Origin of the sequence: Micromonospora sp. A200, assembly GCF_029893845.1 — a bacterium.
GTDB lineage: Bacteria > Actinomycetota > Actinomycetes > Mycobacteriales > Micromonosporaceae > Micromonospora > Micromonospora purpureochromogenes.
Genome location: NZ_JARXXY010000002.1, coordinates 142213 through 156651 on the forward strand (window position 1 = coordinate 142213; position 14439 = coordinate 156651).

The window sequence follows — 14439 nt, forward strand, 5'->3', positions numbered from 1 at the left end:
CGGCCGGCCGGGCGTCGTCGCCTACCGCCCGGCGGTCGCCGGCGCCGTCAGGAGCCGCACCTCGGCGGTACGGGACTGCTCGACCCGCCCGGCCAGCTCGCGTACCCGGGTGCTGGTCGCGGTCTCCCGGTGCGCCCGGGCCAGGTCGGCCGCCTCCTGCTGGTGGCTGCAGAGCAACCGCCGCAGGACGGCGTCCACCTGGCCGGCCGGGGCGTTCCGCAGGCGGGCGAGGTCCGCCGGGGCGGCGAGGTGCCCGCTGTGGTCGTGCCGCCCGGCGGTCGCGGCCGGACCGGCGTCGCGCAGCCAGGCGCGCATGGTGGTCAGCTCGTCGGCCTCGGTCACCTCGATGGCGGCGACCAGGGTGCGCAGCTCGGGGTCGGTCACCCGGTCGCGCCCCAGCCGGACGATCTCCATCGTCTGCTCGGTGTGGGCCACCATCATGGTCAGGTACACCACGTCGAGGGTGCCGAGCGCGGTGTCCGTCGGAGCCGCGGTCGCGGGACGGGTCGCCTGCGGGGTCGGGGCGTCAGCGCAGCCGGCGGCCGGCAGCAGGGCGGCGAGCGCGACGAGCACCACCGCCCGTGCCAGGCCACCCCTGGCCGGGTCGCGCCGAGGGGCGGATGCGGCCCGCACCGGCACGGGCCGTACCCGTCCGGTCAGACCTGCGACCACAGCGCCGGCACGTTCGGCGGTTCCCAGCCCGGGATCGCGGTGTGCGCCTGCCGGCACCGGTAGCTCAGCCCGTTGTAGGTGACCTGGTCACCCACCTGGTAGGCGCGACCGGCGGTCCAGCTGCCGCTCGGGGCGGGCGGGGTGGTGGGAGCCGGCGGCGTCGGGGTGGGCGAGCTGGTGGGGGTCGGCGTCGGGCTGGGGCCCGGACCGCCGCCGCCACCGATCTGCACGTCCACGCAGGAGTAGAACGCGTTGGCGGTGTCCGCGATGTTCCACACCGCGAGGATCTTCTGCCGGCCGGAGAAGCCGCCGAGGTTCACGGTGTGCGACACGGTGGCGCCGGGCTGCTGGCCGCCCCCATTGAAGACGCCCAGCCGGGTGCCGCCGATGAAGTACTCCCAGTTGCTGGTGGCGTGCCGGGCGGTGTTGACCCAGGTGAACGTCACCGAGCTGCCGACCGAGGTGGCCGGCCAACCCCGGCTGTCGTCGTTCAGGACGGCGAAGTGGGCGATGTTGGCGTGGCAGTTGCGCAGCCCCTTCGGGCCCTCCACGCTCTGCGGCTCGTACTTGATCTGCCCGCAGTCGGGCACCCGGTTCTGCGCGCAGAGCGCCTGGCGGCTGGGCGGTCCGGAGACGTAGCCGTGCGCCTGGGCGGGGGCGGCGACGGCGAGCGAGGACACGACGGCGCCCGCCGCCAGGACCGGGACGGTGACTCTTCGACGCATGATGGCAACTCCTCGGCTTCGGCCTGCTGAAGGTGCCACCAACATAATTTAAACCTTGTTAACAGTAAAGACTCCTGTCGATAAAAACCATCGACGTCCATGATGCTCCTGACCCCCGCTCAGAGCCGCAGCAGGCTGCCCTTCTCGTCGATTCGGTCGGCGGAGTCGTCGTCCAGCCAGACGCCCCCGCTGGCGAGGTACCGGAAGCGGTACTCGCCGGGGCCGAGCTTCACGGTCACCGTCCGGGTGCCGTCGCGGCGGGCGACCAGCTCGTGCCGGCCGGGCTCCCAGCCGTTGAAGCAGCCGACGACGCTGACCGGGCCGGGCGGGGTGTCCCGGGGCAGGCAGAAGGTGACCCGGGTCTGGTTGCCGAAGAGTTTGTTGCGCTTGATCACGTGGTCCTCCGGGGTCGAGGCGGTTCACCAGGCCCAACGCGCGACACGCCGGGGGCGAAACGCCGTCCGGCCGGATCCACTCGCGGCATTTCGCCCCCAACGGCCCCCGCCCTGGCGCACCCTGATGTCACATGTCCTGATTCGGGGGGTTTTTGATCGTGGCTACCTGTGAGGTCTGCGGCAACGAGTACTGGATGGCGTTCGAGGTGCGCACCGTCAGCGGTGACACGCACACCTTCGACTGCTTCGAGTGCGCGGCGCAGAAGCTGGCGCCGATCTGCGAGCACTGCGAGGTCAAGATCCTCGGCCACGGCGTGGAGGTCGGCGGCCGGTTCTTCTGCTGCGCGCACTGCGCCCGCGCCGAGGAGGCCCAGGGCGCCGAGATCCGCGACGCGGTCGGCGCCCGCCCGGCCTGACCGCGCGCCCCGGCCCGCACCGGACCGGGGCTTGCCGGGGTACGCGCCACCGCCCGGCCTACCATCGCGGGATGCCGCCGCAGACCACCCAGGTCCGGGTCGCCGCCTTCGCCGACCTGGCCGCCCGCACCTTCCACGACCTGCTCCGGCTGCGCATCGACGTGTTCGTGGTCGAGCAGCACTGCCCGTACCCGGAGCTGGACGGCCGGGACGTCGAGCCCGGCACCCGGCACCTCTGGCTGGAGCGCGACGGCGCCGTGCTGGCTTACCTGCGGATCCTGGCCGACCCGGACGGCGCGGCGCGGATCGGCCGGGTGGTGGTGGCGCCGGCGGCCCGTGGCGGCGGGCACGCCGGCCGGCTGATGAGCGAGGCGCTGCGGCTGGTCGGCGACCGGTCGTGCGTGCTGGAGGCGCAGTCCTACCTGGTCGACTTCTACGCCCGGCACGGCTTCGCGGTGACCGGCCCGGAGTACGTCGAGGACGGCATCCCGCACGTCCCGATGCACCGGGAGCGCCGAGCCGCCAACCGTCGGGGCATTGACGGATAGCGTTTTCTGCGAGACGCCCTATCCCGGCTGCTGGCCGGGTTACGGCCTCTCGCCGGTCAGGGACCGCGTTGACGGGAGCGGGGCGAGACCACTGGCTGCGGTGCACCGTCGCCCGACTCCGCGAAAAGCGACCTCTGCTCACGGGGAAATCGAATGAACCTCGGGTCGAGCAGATCGATCAGGCCGACGAGTTGGTGTTGCAGTGCGGTGAGCCTCGGCAGGGCGGGCTCCAGATCGGCCGCAACCCGGTCGACGTCGCGCAGGATCGGGGCGAACCAACTCCCGAACGACTCATCCCCGTTGAGAAGAGTGGTGAACTCGGCGTAGCCGCGACAGTGCCGCCGTTCGATCTCGCCGTCCACCTTGATCATGACTTCACCGATCGCGCGCTGGGCGGTGCGGAAGATGCAGAACTCGTTACCCGGCGCTGCCCGCTCGCCCCGGACCCTGCTCATGGTCCCGGTGATGAGCGCTATCTGCCGCATCACGTCCCGGTTCAGCTTGTTCTTCCCCAGATCGAGGAACTGCACGTCCCGACGGAGGATCTCCACCCAGGCCAGGTACTCCGCGAACACGAAAGCCGTACTGCGTCGCGCGTACTCGGCGTCCTCGGCGGTGCCGTGCACCACGAAGGCGGTCAGGAAACCGCGACTCTGTCCGATCAGGTCGACGCGGTGACCGTGCAGGATGTTGAAGATCCGGCTCTGCAGTTCGAAGGCCGCCAACGCCATGTGCGCCCCGTAGCGGTCCATGTAGCCCTGCCGGTCGAGCCGGCGCGCCCGCTGCTGGTACCAGTAGCCGAGGAATGCGGTGAGCACGGCACCGGCCACGGAGACAACGGCGGAGACGAGTCCGACTGCGTCCAACCTGAACCTCCCGCGCGCTGGCATGTGCACTGCTGACAGCAGCGATTGAAATACATGGACGCCAGCGCCCCGGGCCGAGGCGCCGCGAAGGCCGTGGTACGACACCAAGCGTCGGCCGGGGCCGCGCACGCCGTGGCCCGGCCGCCGTCAACCACCCCGCAGCGCCTGGTTGAGCCGGGCCTCGAAGTCCTCCGGCAGCGTGCCGTCCCCCTCCAAAGCGGTCCGGACGCCCTCCCGGAACACCCGGCTGAACTGGAAGTAGTGCGGCACCCGGGGCCGTACCCGGGCCTCCCGGACCGCCTCGCCGAGCAGCGCGAGGTACGGGAACCGCTGCCGCAGCGCCGCGTCGGCGTAGACGTCCGTCCGGGTCGGCGCGAAGCCACCCACCGTGAACAAGGTGCGCTGGGCCTCCTCCCGGGTCAGGAACTCGATCAGCGCCTGGGCGGCGCGCGGCTGCCGGCTCTGCTTGGCGATGGCGAGGTTCTGGCCGCCCAGCGCCGACGGGCCGGGCAGCCGGGTCACCTCGAACGGCACCCGGGGCCCCGGCGTGTCGGTGTCGGCCAGCGACCGGTAGTTGACCGGCCAGTTGCGCATGAACAGCGCGCGGCCCTCCTGGAAGTCCCGCAGGCTGCGCGCCTCGTCGCCGGGGACGGTGAAGGCGTCGCCCACCAGCAGGCCGTCGCGCCGGGCCGCGGCGACGTCGCGCAGCCGGCGCTCCCACCGCTCCCGTTGGAAGACCACCCGGTTCTCGGTCTCGTCGACGAGCCGGTCGACGCCGCCGGCCCAGAGCAGTTCCATCCCGTTGACGGTCAACCCCTCGTACGGGCCGAACTGCCCGACGTACCCGGCGGCGGGCCGCTGCGTCGCGCCGCCCGCACCGGGCAGCGCCGCGCTGCGGTCGAGGATGGCGTCCCAGTCGAAGCGGGGCGCCTCGCCCGGAGCGGCCGGCGCCCCGCCGGTCACCAGGTCCGACCGGTAGAAGAGCAGGCCGGCGTCGGTGTTGAAGGGCAGCGCCCAGAGCGAGCCCCGGTAGCGGCAGCTGTCCAGCACCTCCGGCACGAACGCGTCGAGGTGCCCGGGGGCCAGCCGCGCCTCGTCGATCGGGCGCAGGTGGCCGGCGGCGGCGAACTCCGCGGTGAAGGTGACGTCGAGGTTGTAGATGTCCACGGCGTCGTCCGGGTCGTCGCCACCGCCCGCCGCCTGCGCCTGGGCGATGCCCACCATCTCGCTGTGCTGCTGGTCGGTGGTGACCGGCGCCTCCCGGATCCGGGCCGGGCTCTGCGGGTGCAGCACGTTCCAGAGCTTGACCAGTTCCTCCCGCTGCCCGCCGGAGCTGGTGTCCTTGCCGCTGAGGACCACCAGCTCGCCGCGCTCCAGCGGCTCCTCCCGGGTGGCGACGTACCAGCCCAGCGTGGCGACGACACCGATCACCGTGCCGACGGCCACCCCGAGCAGGAACGACGCCGGCACCCGACGCCGGCGACGAGCAGTCCCGGACGCACCGCGCGGCTTCCGGTCGGTCACTGGCCGGCTCCCTTCTCCCAGAGTTGACGGAACAGCCCGGTCAGCGCCCGGTCCACGGTGCTCGCCTCGGCCTGCAGGCACTGCCCGCCGCTGGCCCTGGCGGTCTGCCGCAGGGTGCGGGTCCGCACCCGGTCGTCGCAGCTCGCCTCGCCGACGGCGATCACGTAGAGGCGTACCGGGGGGTCGCCCTCCACCCGGGGCACCAGGCCGCCGCTGGCGGTGTCCCGCCCGTCGGTGAGGACCACGACGGCCCGCAGGTGCTCGTCCCCGCCGCCCAGCCGGCGCAGCTCGCCGATCGCGGCGTCGATGGTCCGGTACAGCGGCGTGTCCCCCGCCGGCACGGTCCGCCGCAGGCGGGCGACCAGCGCCTCGTCCCGCGCCCGGTCGGCCCGCCCGACCTCCCGCAGCCGCCCGGCGTTCCCTCGGTAGGCGGTGGAGAACGCCCACACCCCGACCTCGTCCCGGCCGCCGAGGCGGCGCAGCGAGGCGGCGATGCCGTCCACCGCCACGTCGAACCGGGTGCCCCGGCCCGCCTCCGCCAGCATGGAGCCGGACGTGTCCAGCGCCAGCAGCACCCGGGCCGGCCGCCGGGCCTCCCGGTAGCGCTGGTCGGCGGTGTTCAGGGCGAGCGCGTCGGAGCCGTCGACGAGTTCCCACTGCGGGTTGTCCAGCAGCCAGCCCGGCAGCACGCCGTTCTCCTCGGTCAGCGCCCGCCCGGTCCCGTCCCGGCCGGGCACCCGGAAGCCCCGGGCCAGCAGATCGTCCCGCCCCGGCCCGGTCAACCAGCGGCGCAGGTCGTCCGCGGCGGCCCGGGCGGCGGGGCTCTGCACGGAGTCCGGCCAGCGCAGCAGGACCAGGCGGTGGTCCACCCCGGGGGTCAGCTCCGGATAGAAGGCCACCAGCGCCCGGCCGGGCGCGGGACGGCCGCGCTCGACGCAGCCGTCGCCGAGCCGCTCGCCGAGGTTGAACTGGACCAGCGCCTGCTCGGTGGTGACCACCGCGGGCGGCGCCGGGGCGGCCGGGTCGGCGGCGAGTTGCCGCTGCCGGCACAGCACGGCGGCGAGGCTGCCCAGCGGGAAGCCGCGCTCGTCCTGGGCGGCCTCCAGGCGCTGCTCGACCTGCTGGCGGATCCACGCCGTGTCGGGTGCGCCGTCGTACAGCGCCACGTCGACCATCCGGGCCTCGGGGGACACCGCCGGATCGGGGCGGACGACCTGCCAGCCGGTGCCGGTCACCCGCCGGCCCGAGGCGGTGACCGTCGGCTCCTCCCCCGGGCCCCGGCTGGCCTTGGCGAACAGCTCGGGCCAGGACAGCGAACGCTGCCGGTCGGCGTCGTCGCGGGCGGGGTCGACGAGGGCGCGCGGCACCGCCAGCACCAGCGGCGAGCGGGCCACCGTCAGGTAGTCCCGGACGGTGGTCAGGTTCAGCACCTGCTGCGACGGCAGCTCGGCGCCCGGGAACCAGGCGTCCGGGCGCGGCCCGACGTCGGCCGGGTACCAGCCCGGCGTCCCCGGGTCGCCCTCGATCGCCGGCCGGCCGGCGGACTCCGCCCAGCCGAGCTGGAGACCCTGGGCCACCTCGCGCGGCGCGGCGGGATAGACGAAGACGTTGGTCGTCCGGCAGCCCCCGGCGCGGGCCGCCGTCCACAACTCGTACGCGGCGACCACCGCCTGGTAGGTGACCAGGTCGTCCGGGGCGGCGGCGACCCGCAGCTCGACCGGCCCGGCGCAGCCGCCCAGCGGCTCGGGCACGGCGGCGAGGCCGACCGCCAGCAGCGCCACCAGGAGCGCCGCCACCCGGGCCCGGATTCGCGGCGACCAGCGGGCGGCGGCCGGGGCGGGACCGGTGCGCCACCGGCTGAACGGCTGCCGCCAGCGGGGCAGCACCCGGGGCCGGCCGAACTGGTCGGCCACCGGGAGCCGGCGGATCGGGATCATGAAGGCGGCCGGGCGGGCCGGCTGCGGCCGGACCACCTGGTCGACCGCGACGATCATGCCGATGACGCAGCGCAGCCGGCTGTCCCACACCGGCGCGCCGGAGAAACCCGGCTCGATCTGGTAGCCGGAGTCGCTGCGGTTGGCGAGCTGGATCCAGCCGCCGCCGATCGGCCCGACCACCCACCCCTCGAACCAGCGGCCCTCGGGCAGCGCGCGGGGGAAGCCGAAGACCCGGCAGACCCGGTCCCGGGTGCCGGCCTGGCCGGGGCGGGCCAGCCGGACCGGCCGGGCCCCGACCGGCGCCGGCGCGACGAGCTGGAGCACGGCGTAGTCGCCCGAGCCGTCCGGCCGCCCCGGCTGCCAGTGCTGCGGCAGGACCAGCGCGGCGAGGCGGCGGCCCGGCGCCACCAGGGGGAAACTCACCGACACCACGACGGCCTCGGCCGGCCCGGGCGCCACCGGCTCCGGGCCCAGCGCCGCCTGCACCACGTGGGCGCAGGTCAGCAGGCGGGCGGAGTCGATCAGGAAGGCCGCACCGACGACGTTCCCGGCCCGGTCGTGCACGGCCGCCACCGCGAGCGTCGCCTCGCCGGGTACGGGGCGCGAGGGCCGCTGCGGTGGACGCTCCGTCGCGCCGGGCATCACGCGGTGGTCCGACGCCGCCGGCTCACGCGGCGGGGTCGGCGCGGTTCCACTCGAGCTGCACCTTGAGGTTGGCTTCCGAGGTGCCGCTGGCCACGACGAGCCCGCCCTTGGCCGCCAGCTTCACGCCGAACTCCACGCAGACCCGGTCCGGCGGCTCGGCGGCGTCGCGCAGGTTGCGCAGCACGGCGTCGGTCACCGGCCGCAGCTGGGTCAGGGCGGACTCCAGCGTCTGTTGCGCCCGCGCCACCACCTCGCCGGCCCGACCGACCGGGACCACGCCCTCCTCGTCGGCGATCTCGACCCGGACCGCGCCACCGCCGTCCAGCGGGAACTCGACGAGCTGCGACACCGGGCCTCCAGACGGATCCGCACGGCAGCGACAGTTACCGTGATGGATCTGACACGTTACCGGGGGTACGCAATCCCGGCGAGCCCGTCACACCAGGCAGTTGACGATGTCGCCGACCGAGCGGCGCCGACCGGTGTAGAACGGGACCTCCTCGCGGACGTGCCGACGGGCGCCGGAGCCGCGCAGGTCGCGCATCAGGTCGACGATCCGGTGCAGCTCGTCGGCCTCGAAGGCGAGCATCCACTCGTAGTCGCCGAGGGCGAACGAGGCGACCGTGTTGGCCCGGACGTCCGGGTAGCCGCGCGCCATCTTGCCGTGCTCGGCCAGCATCTCGCGCCGCTCGGCGTCGGGCAGCAGGTACCACTCGTACGAGCGGACGAACGGGTAGACGCAGAGGTAGGGGCGAGGCTCCTCGTTGGCGAGGAATGCCGGGATGTGGCTCTTGTTGAACTCCGCCGGCCGGTGCAGGGCCATCTGCGACCACACCGGGGTGAGCGCCCGACCCAGGGTGGTCCGGCGGAACCGCAGGTAGGCGTCCTGGAGGGCGTCGCTGGAGGACGAGTGCCACCAGATCAACAGGTCGGCGTCGGCGCGCAGGCCGGCCACGTCGTACAGGCCGCGGACCACGACGTCCTTGCCGGCCAGCTCCTCGAAGAGCGCCTCGACCTCGCCGGTGACGTTCTCCCGCAGGGCCGGCAGCGGGCTGGTCGCCCGGAACACCGACCACATGGTGTAGCGGATGCTCGCGTTGAGCTCCTTGAGCCGCGCCGCGTTGGTCTGCTCGGTCATGAACCCGATCCTCCCAGTGCTTCGATGATCTCTCCGGCCGCCGTCTCGCCGGAGCGGACGCAGACCGGAATGCCGACCCCGTCGAGGCCGGCGCCGGCCAGGACCAGCGTCGGGTGGGCCGCGCGCAGCGCCGTCCGGGCGGCGGCGATCCGGTCGCCGTGGCCCGGGGCGTACTGCGGCAGCGCCCCGCCCCAGCGCTGCACGTGGCTGGCGAGCGGCGCGGGCAGCGTCACCCCGAGCACGCCGGACAGCTCCCGGTGCACGGTGGCCACCAGGTCGGGGTCCGCCAGGTGCAGGGACGTCTCGTCGCCGTACCGGCCCACGGAGGCGCGGACCAGGGCGATCCCGTCCGGCCGGGCCAGGTGCCCCCACTTGGTGGTGAAGAACGTGGACGCCTTGATCAGCAGGCCCTCGGTGGCCGGCACCAGGAACCCGGAGAGCGCCGGCAGCTCCGGGTCGGGCAGGGCCAGGGTGACCAGCGCGACGCTGGCGTAGTCGAGCCCGCCGATCGTCGTGGCCACCTCGGAGGTGACCGGGGCGAGCAGCCGGGCGGCCGGCCGGGCCGGCAGGGCGAGCACCACCGCGTCCGCCTCGACCAGCTCCGGGGCGCGGGTCGGGCCGACGGTCAGCCGCCAGCCCTCGGCGGTGAGCGTCAGCTCGCGGACCGCGGCGTGGAGTCGGATGGTCGCGCCGCTGGCCGTCGCCGCGGCCTCGACCAGGGTGGAGAGCCCGCCGGCCAGGGTGCCGAAGACCGGCGCGCCCGGGGCGCGCGGCGCGGCGGCCTGGGCGGCGCGGACCGCCCCGGTGAGGGTGTGCTCGACGCGGGCCGCGCGGGCCAGCGCCGGCATCGTGGTGGCCAGCGACAGGTCGTCGGCCCGGCCTGCGTAGACGCCGCCGAGCATCGGGTCGACCAGCCGGTCCACCACCTGGTCCCCGAGGCGGGCCCGGACCAGCGTCCCGACCGCGACGTCCTCGTCCGGCCCGAGCAAGGGCCGGCCGCCGTCGCGGTCGGCGTCCGCCGCCGGCTTGGCGACCGTCGCCACCCGCTCCAGATCCCCGGGTACGCCCACCAGCGTGCCGCCCGGCACCGGGCGCAGCCCGCCGTCGACGGCGAGCGCGGCCTGCCCGACGGTGGGGTGGACGACCTTCTCGGCCAGGCCGAGCCGGCGGATCAGCGTGACGGCGGCGGACTCCCCGCCGGCCGGGTCGCGCATCAGGAACGACTCGGCGCCGAACTCGACGGGCTGCCCGGCCAGCTCACCGGTGCGCAGCTTGCCGCCGAGCGCGCCGGACTGCTCGTACACGGTGATCTCGGTGCCGGCGGGGGCGCGGTCGCGCAACCGGACGGCGGCGGCCAGCCCGGCGATCCCGCCGCCGACCACCGCCACCCGCCACGGCCGCGACACGACGCCTCAGCCCTGCTCGGCCCGGCGCGCGGACATCTCGTGCACCAGCGCGACCACCCGGGTCAGCACCTCGGGGTCGGTCTCCGGCAGGACGCCGTGGCCGAGGTTGAACACGTGGCCTGGGGCCGCGCGGCCCTGCTTGACGATCCGCCGGACCTCGGTCTCCACCACCGACCAGGGGGCGAGCAGCACGGTGGGGTCGAGGTTGCCCTGCACCGCCCGGTCCGGGCCGATCCGGCGGGTGGCGACGTCCAGCGGGGTGCGCCAGTCCACGCCGACCACGTCGGCGCCGGCCTCGCCCATCGCGCCGAGCAGTTCGGCGGTGCCCACCCCGAAGTGGATCCGGGGCACGCCGGCGTCGGCCAGCCCGGACAGCACGGTCGTCGAGTGCGGCAGCACGTAGCGGCGGTAGTCGGCCTCGGAGAGCGCGCCGGCCCAGGAGTCGAAGAGCTGGACCGCGGAGACCCCGGCCTCGATCTGCACCCGCAGGAAGGACAGGGTCACCTCGGCCAGGCGGGCGCAGAGCGCGTGCCACAGCTCCGGCTGGCCGTACATCAGGGCCTTGGTCTTCGCGTGGGTCCGCGACGGGCCGCCCTCGACCAGGTAGCTGGCGAGGGTGAACGGCGCGCCGGCGAACCCGATCAGCGGGGTCCCGCCCAACTCGGCCACCAGCAGCCGGACCGCCTCGTCCACATAGGACACGTCGTCGCGGCCGATCGGACGGATCCGCTCGACGTCCTCGGCCGTGCGCACCGGCTCGGCCACCACCGGCCCGGTGCCCGGAACGATGTCCAGGTCGACCCCGGCCGCGGCGACCGGCACCACGATGTCGCTGAACAGGATCGCCGCGTCCACTCCGTGCCGGCGCACCGGCTGGAGGGTGATCTCGGCGACCAGGTCCGGGCGGCGGCAGGACTCCAGCATCCCCACGTTGGCCCGGATCTCCCGGTACTCCGGCAGCGACCGGCCGGCCTGGCGCATGAACCAGACCGGGGTGTGCGGGACGGGCTCGCGGCGGCAGGCCCGGACGAAGGGCGAGTCGGCCGGTCCGCCGGGGCGGGATTCTCCGTCTCGGGCGGCAATGCCCGTGGTGTCGGTGGTCATCGCGGCAATCGTGCCACGCGCGGGGAGGACCCCAGCGGGCAGCGCCGGCTTTTGTGACCCGCGCCCGCCGGGCCCTCCGGCCCTGGTGCGGACGGGCGGAACCGTGCCGCCGGTCCGCCGCGCCGCACCGCTGCGGCCCCTCCACCGGGGTCCCGGCGTTCGGCGCGCCGTCCGCACGGGCGGGCGGGGCGCGGCATAGGCTGCCGGGCATGGCCCCCCCGATCGCGCTCCCGGAGACCTTCGCCCGCGCGGTCGCCGGGCTGCGGTCGGTGACCCCTCGGGCGGAGATCGCGCTGGAGGAGGTCGGTGCCCCCCAGCGGCTCGCCCCGTACGCGTTCGCGCTCTCCGCCGCCGTGCTGCGCGACGAGGACGAGGTGGCCACCGGGCGGCTGATCCTGCTGCACGACCCGGCCGGTCACGAGGCGTGGCAGGGCACCCTGCGACTGGTCACCTACGTCACCGCGGAGCTGGAGGTCGACCTGGCCGCCGACCCGCTGCTGCCCGGGGTGGGCTGGACCTGGCTGGTCGACGCCCTGGAGGCGCACGACGCGCGCTACCGGGCGGCCGGCGGCACCGTCACCCAGACGATGTCGACCCGGTTCGGCGAGCTGGCCGGGCCGCCCGCCGCCGGGGACGTCGAGATCCGCGCCTCCTGGACGCCGCTCGGCGACGACCTCGCCCCGCACCTTCAAGCGTGGTGCGCGCTGCTCGCCTCGACGGCGGGGCTGCCGCCGCCCGGGGTGACCGCGCTCTCCGAGCGCCGCTCGGCCGGCGCGGCCTGACCCTGGGCGAGGACGCTCAGAGGTAGTTCTCGGCCTCGTCGCAGACCTTGTTCATACCCTTGCTGGCCTTGTCGAAGGCGCTGCGGTTGCCGGCCGCCGCCGCGCCGAGCGCCGTGGTCAGCTTGTCCAGGCAGGTGGCGATGACCTTCTTCTGCCGGGCCTGCTCGTCCCGGTCGTTCCGGGTGCCGGTGAGGTCCTGCTCGGTGTCCGCCAGCTTGTCCTGGGCGCTCTGCAGGTCGACCCGGAGCTTCTCCAGCTCCTTGGTGTTGGCGGCGATGGTGCCGTCCCGCTCGCTCACCTGACCCGACAGCCGCCGCTCGGTGTTGGCCAGCTCGCTGCTCTTCACGACGAACAGGCCGGTCATCACGCCGCTCAGCACGAAGAGCAGGCCGGCAACGAGGGCCAGGATCAGCACCGTCCGGCCCTTGCCGGCACCCGGGGCGGGCACGCCGAACGGGGGCGCCGATCCGGGCGGCGCCGACATCGGCTGCCCGTACACGGGCCCCGACACCGGCGGGGCGGACATCGGCTGCCCGTACGCGGGCCCGGAGACCGGCGGAGCCGACATCGGCTGCCCGTACACGGGCCCGGAGACCGGCGGGGCGGGCGCGTACTGGCCGGGGACCGGGGGCGCGGAGACCGGCCCGCCCGGGTGCGGCGCGCTCGGCGCGGCGGCGGCATGGGGGGCCGCCGGCGGCTGCTGACCGGGGACGGTCGGCGGCTGCGGCGGGTACGCCGGCCGGAAGCCCTCCGGCCCGGTCGGTGGCTGGGACATCTGTTCTTCCTCCAGGTGACTGTTCCGCCGCGATGCGCCGCGACGGACCGGGGATGAGCTGGGTCGATGGCCGACAGGGTGTCGGCGGGGCCGGCCGGGAACGGTCGGCGGGAACGAGGGGCGGTCGGTGGACACCGGCCGGAGCCGGGCGCAGCGCCGACCCGGGGCGGGGATCAGCAGATCCGGAATCCGTCGCAGGCGGTCTTGATCGGCACGGCGAGCCCGATGCCCTCGGCGTCGCGGGCCTTGGCCGTGGCGATGCCGACGACCTGTTTCGCGCCGTTGATCACCGGCCCGCCCGAGTTGCCGGGATTGATCGGGGCGTCGAACTGGATCACCTGTCCGGGGCCGTCCTCGTTCTTGCGGAAGGCGCTCACCACACCGGTGGTGACGCTGTCCGCCAGCCCGAGCGGGGCGCCGACCACGACGATCTGCTGCCCGGACTTCACCGGGCTGGGCGCGGTGGTCAGGCCGCTGAACCTACCGGTGGCCCGCAGATGGGCGATGTCGTTGTCCTTGTCGACCTTGACGATGGTGGCCGGGAAGCGCTGGTCGATCCGCTCCAGGAAGACCTGCCGACCGCCGCCCTCCCAGACCGACTCCACCACGTGGAAGTTGGTGAAGAGGTTCGCCGCGCCGCCGGCGGCGGGCTTGCCGACGACGAAGGCGGTGCCGGTGAACTGGCCCGCCCGGACGCGGAAGACGCTGGGCAGCACGGCGCTGGCGATGGCCTCCGGGTTGAAGGCGGCGCCCGCCTGCTTCTCCAGCGCCCCGGCCCGCTGCTCGAGGCCGTCGAGCCGGACCTCGGCGCCCTCCCGCGCCGCGGCGAGCTGACCGTCGGTGGCGGCGACGCGGTCGGAGAGCCGGTCGATCTGGTACGCCTGGACCCCCGTGACCACCGCCAGCACGCCCGCGAGCACGAGGGCGGACACGGTGAGCCCACGCCCCCGGTGCGGCGCCGACGGGCCGGGCGGCGGCAGCGCCGCGGGCGGGAAGGGGCCGAGAGCCGGCGTACCGGGGAACGGCCCCGGTGCGCCCGGGTAGGCCGGCGCGGCGGGCGCCGCAGCGCCCCACTGGCCGGGCTGCGGCGGCGGGGACCAGGTGCCGCTGGGCGGCGCGTGGGCCCCGGCCGGCGCGATGTCGATGGTCGGCTGCCCCGCGAGGCCGGGATGCTCGGTGCCGGCCGCCGACGGCGGGGTCGGCTGGCCGGGTGCGCTCGGCGGCGGGTACGCCGACGGCCAGGGCCGCTCGATCCGGGGTGCCAGCGGTCCGGGGCGGTCGTCGCCGGCCGCCTGCGGCCCGCGCTCTTCCGTGCCCTGCGTCGGTGTCCCGCCGCCCGGCCCGTACCCAGTCGTCATGATGGCCCCCGCCCTTCCCGTCGCCCCCGTGTGGCGCCACCTCGGGCACCTCGACCGGCGCGACGCCCGATGGACCGTACCTGCGCGTACGCGCTTTGTCTCCCCCGTTGTCCGGCCTTTCCCGACACCGTCCGGCCGCTTCGCCGAC

General features: G+C 75.2%; 15 protein-coding genes. 3 read left to right on the forward strand and 12 right to left on the reverse strand.

Going from position 1 to position 14439, the window contains the following annotated elements; all coding sequences use genetic code 11:
* Positions 1-21: 21 nt before the first annotated feature.
* The 3 genes from M2302_RS02580 to M2302_RS02590 form a co-directional block, all read right to left on the reverse strand.
* Complete coding sequence (locus M2302_RS02580) at positions 22-633, reverse strand: DUF305 domain-containing protein (RefSeq protein ID WP_280836352.1); 612 nt, start codon at positions 631-633, stop codon at positions 22-24.
* Positions 634-656: 23 nt separating this feature from the next.
* Positions 657-1397, reverse strand: coding sequence for a lytic polysaccharide monooxygenase (locus tag M2302_RS02585; RefSeq protein WP_280836353.1), 741 nt, complete (start codon positions 1395-1397; stop codon positions 657-659).
* 119 nt (positions 1398-1516) lie between these two features.
* The gene (locus tag M2302_RS02590) at positions 1517-1792 is read right to left on the reverse strand and encodes an isoamylase early set domain-containing protein (protein ID WP_280836354.1); all 276 of its coding nucleotides are present in this window, start codon (positions 1790-1792) and stop codon (positions 1517-1519) included.
* 158 nt (positions 1793-1950) lie between these two features.
* Here M2302_RS02590 and M2302_RS02595 point away from each other — a divergent pair, with 158 nt between their 5' ends.
* A complete protein-coding gene (locus M2302_RS02595; protein ID WP_280836355.1) occupies positions 1951-2208 on the forward strand; it encodes a Prokaryotic metallothionein in 258 nt (85 codons plus the stop codon).
* A gap of 71 nt (positions 2209-2279) precedes the next feature.
* Positions 2280-2756, forward strand: a complete 477-nt coding sequence (locus M2302_RS02600; RefSeq protein WP_280836356.1) for a GNAT family N-acetyltransferase — start codon at positions 2280-2282, stop codon at positions 2754-2756.
* A 56-nt stretch (positions 2757-2812) separates the two neighbouring features.
* On the opposite strand, the gene M2302_RS02605 is transcribed toward M2302_RS02600, so the two are convergent.
* The 7 genes from M2302_RS02605 to hemE form a co-directional block, all read right to left on the reverse strand.
* On the reverse strand, positions 2813-3586 hold the full coding sequence (locus M2302_RS02605) for a hypothetical protein (RefSeq protein ID WP_280836357.1): 774 nt from the start codon (positions 3584-3586) through the stop codon (positions 2813-2815).
* A gap of 183 nt (positions 3587-3769) precedes the next feature.
* On the reverse strand, positions 3770-5146 hold the full coding sequence (locus M2302_RS02610; protein WP_280836358.1) for an extracellular solute-binding protein: 1377 nt from the start codon (positions 5144-5146) through the stop codon (positions 3770-3772).
* Positions 5143-7725: a trypsin-like peptidase domain-containing protein gene (locus tag M2302_RS02615; protein WP_280836359.1), complete on the reverse strand. Its 2583-nt coding sequence runs from the start codon at positions 7723-7725 to the stop codon at positions 5143-5145. The genes M2302_RS02610 and M2302_RS02615 overlap by 4 nt, the downstream gene beginning before the upstream one ends.
* Positions 7726-7750: 25 nt before the next feature.
* The gene (locus M2302_RS02620) at positions 7751-8077 is read right to left on the reverse strand and encodes a CU044_2847 family protein (RefSeq protein WP_280836360.1); all 327 of its coding nucleotides are present in this window, start codon (positions 8075-8077) and stop codon (positions 7751-7753) included.
* Positions 8078-8164: 87 nt separating this feature from the next.
* The gene (gene hemQ / locus M2302_RS02625; RefSeq protein ID WP_280836361.1) at positions 8165-8866 is read right to left on the reverse strand and encodes a hydrogen peroxide-dependent heme synthase; all 702 of its coding nucleotides are present in this window, start codon (positions 8864-8866) and stop codon (positions 8165-8167) included.
* Positions 8863-10272, reverse strand: a complete 1410-nt coding sequence (gene hemG / locus M2302_RS02630; RefSeq protein WP_280836362.1) for a protoporphyrinogen oxidase — start codon at positions 10270-10272, stop codon at positions 8863-8865. The genes hemQ and hemG overlap by 4 nt, the downstream gene beginning before the upstream one ends.
* Positions 10273-10278: 6 nt before the next feature.
* On the reverse strand, positions 10279-11376 hold the full coding sequence (gene hemE, locus M2302_RS02635) for a uroporphyrinogen decarboxylase (protein WP_280836363.1): 1098 nt from the start codon (positions 11374-11376) through the stop codon (positions 10279-10281).
* A 209-nt stretch (positions 11377-11585) separates the two neighbouring features.
* Between hemE and M2302_RS02640 the strand changes: the two genes are divergently transcribed.
* Positions 11586-12158, forward strand: a complete 573-nt coding sequence (locus tag M2302_RS02640; RefSeq protein ID WP_280836364.1) for a DUF3000 domain-containing protein — start codon at positions 11586-11588, stop codon at positions 12156-12158.
* A gap of 16 nt (positions 12159-12174) precedes the next feature.
* On the opposite strand, the gene M2302_RS02645 is transcribed toward M2302_RS02640, so the two are convergent.
* Positions 12175-12933, reverse strand: coding sequence for a hypothetical protein (locus M2302_RS02645; protein ID WP_280836365.1), 759 nt, complete (start codon positions 12931-12933; stop codon positions 12175-12177).
* 173 nt (positions 12934-13106) lie between these two features.
* Positions 13107-14291 (reverse strand): S1C family serine protease, encoded by a 1185-nt coding sequence (locus M2302_RS02650; RefSeq protein WP_280836366.1) that lies wholly within the window; start codon positions 14289-14291, stop codon positions 13107-13109.
* Between the last annotated feature and the right edge of the window lie 148 nt (positions 14292-14439).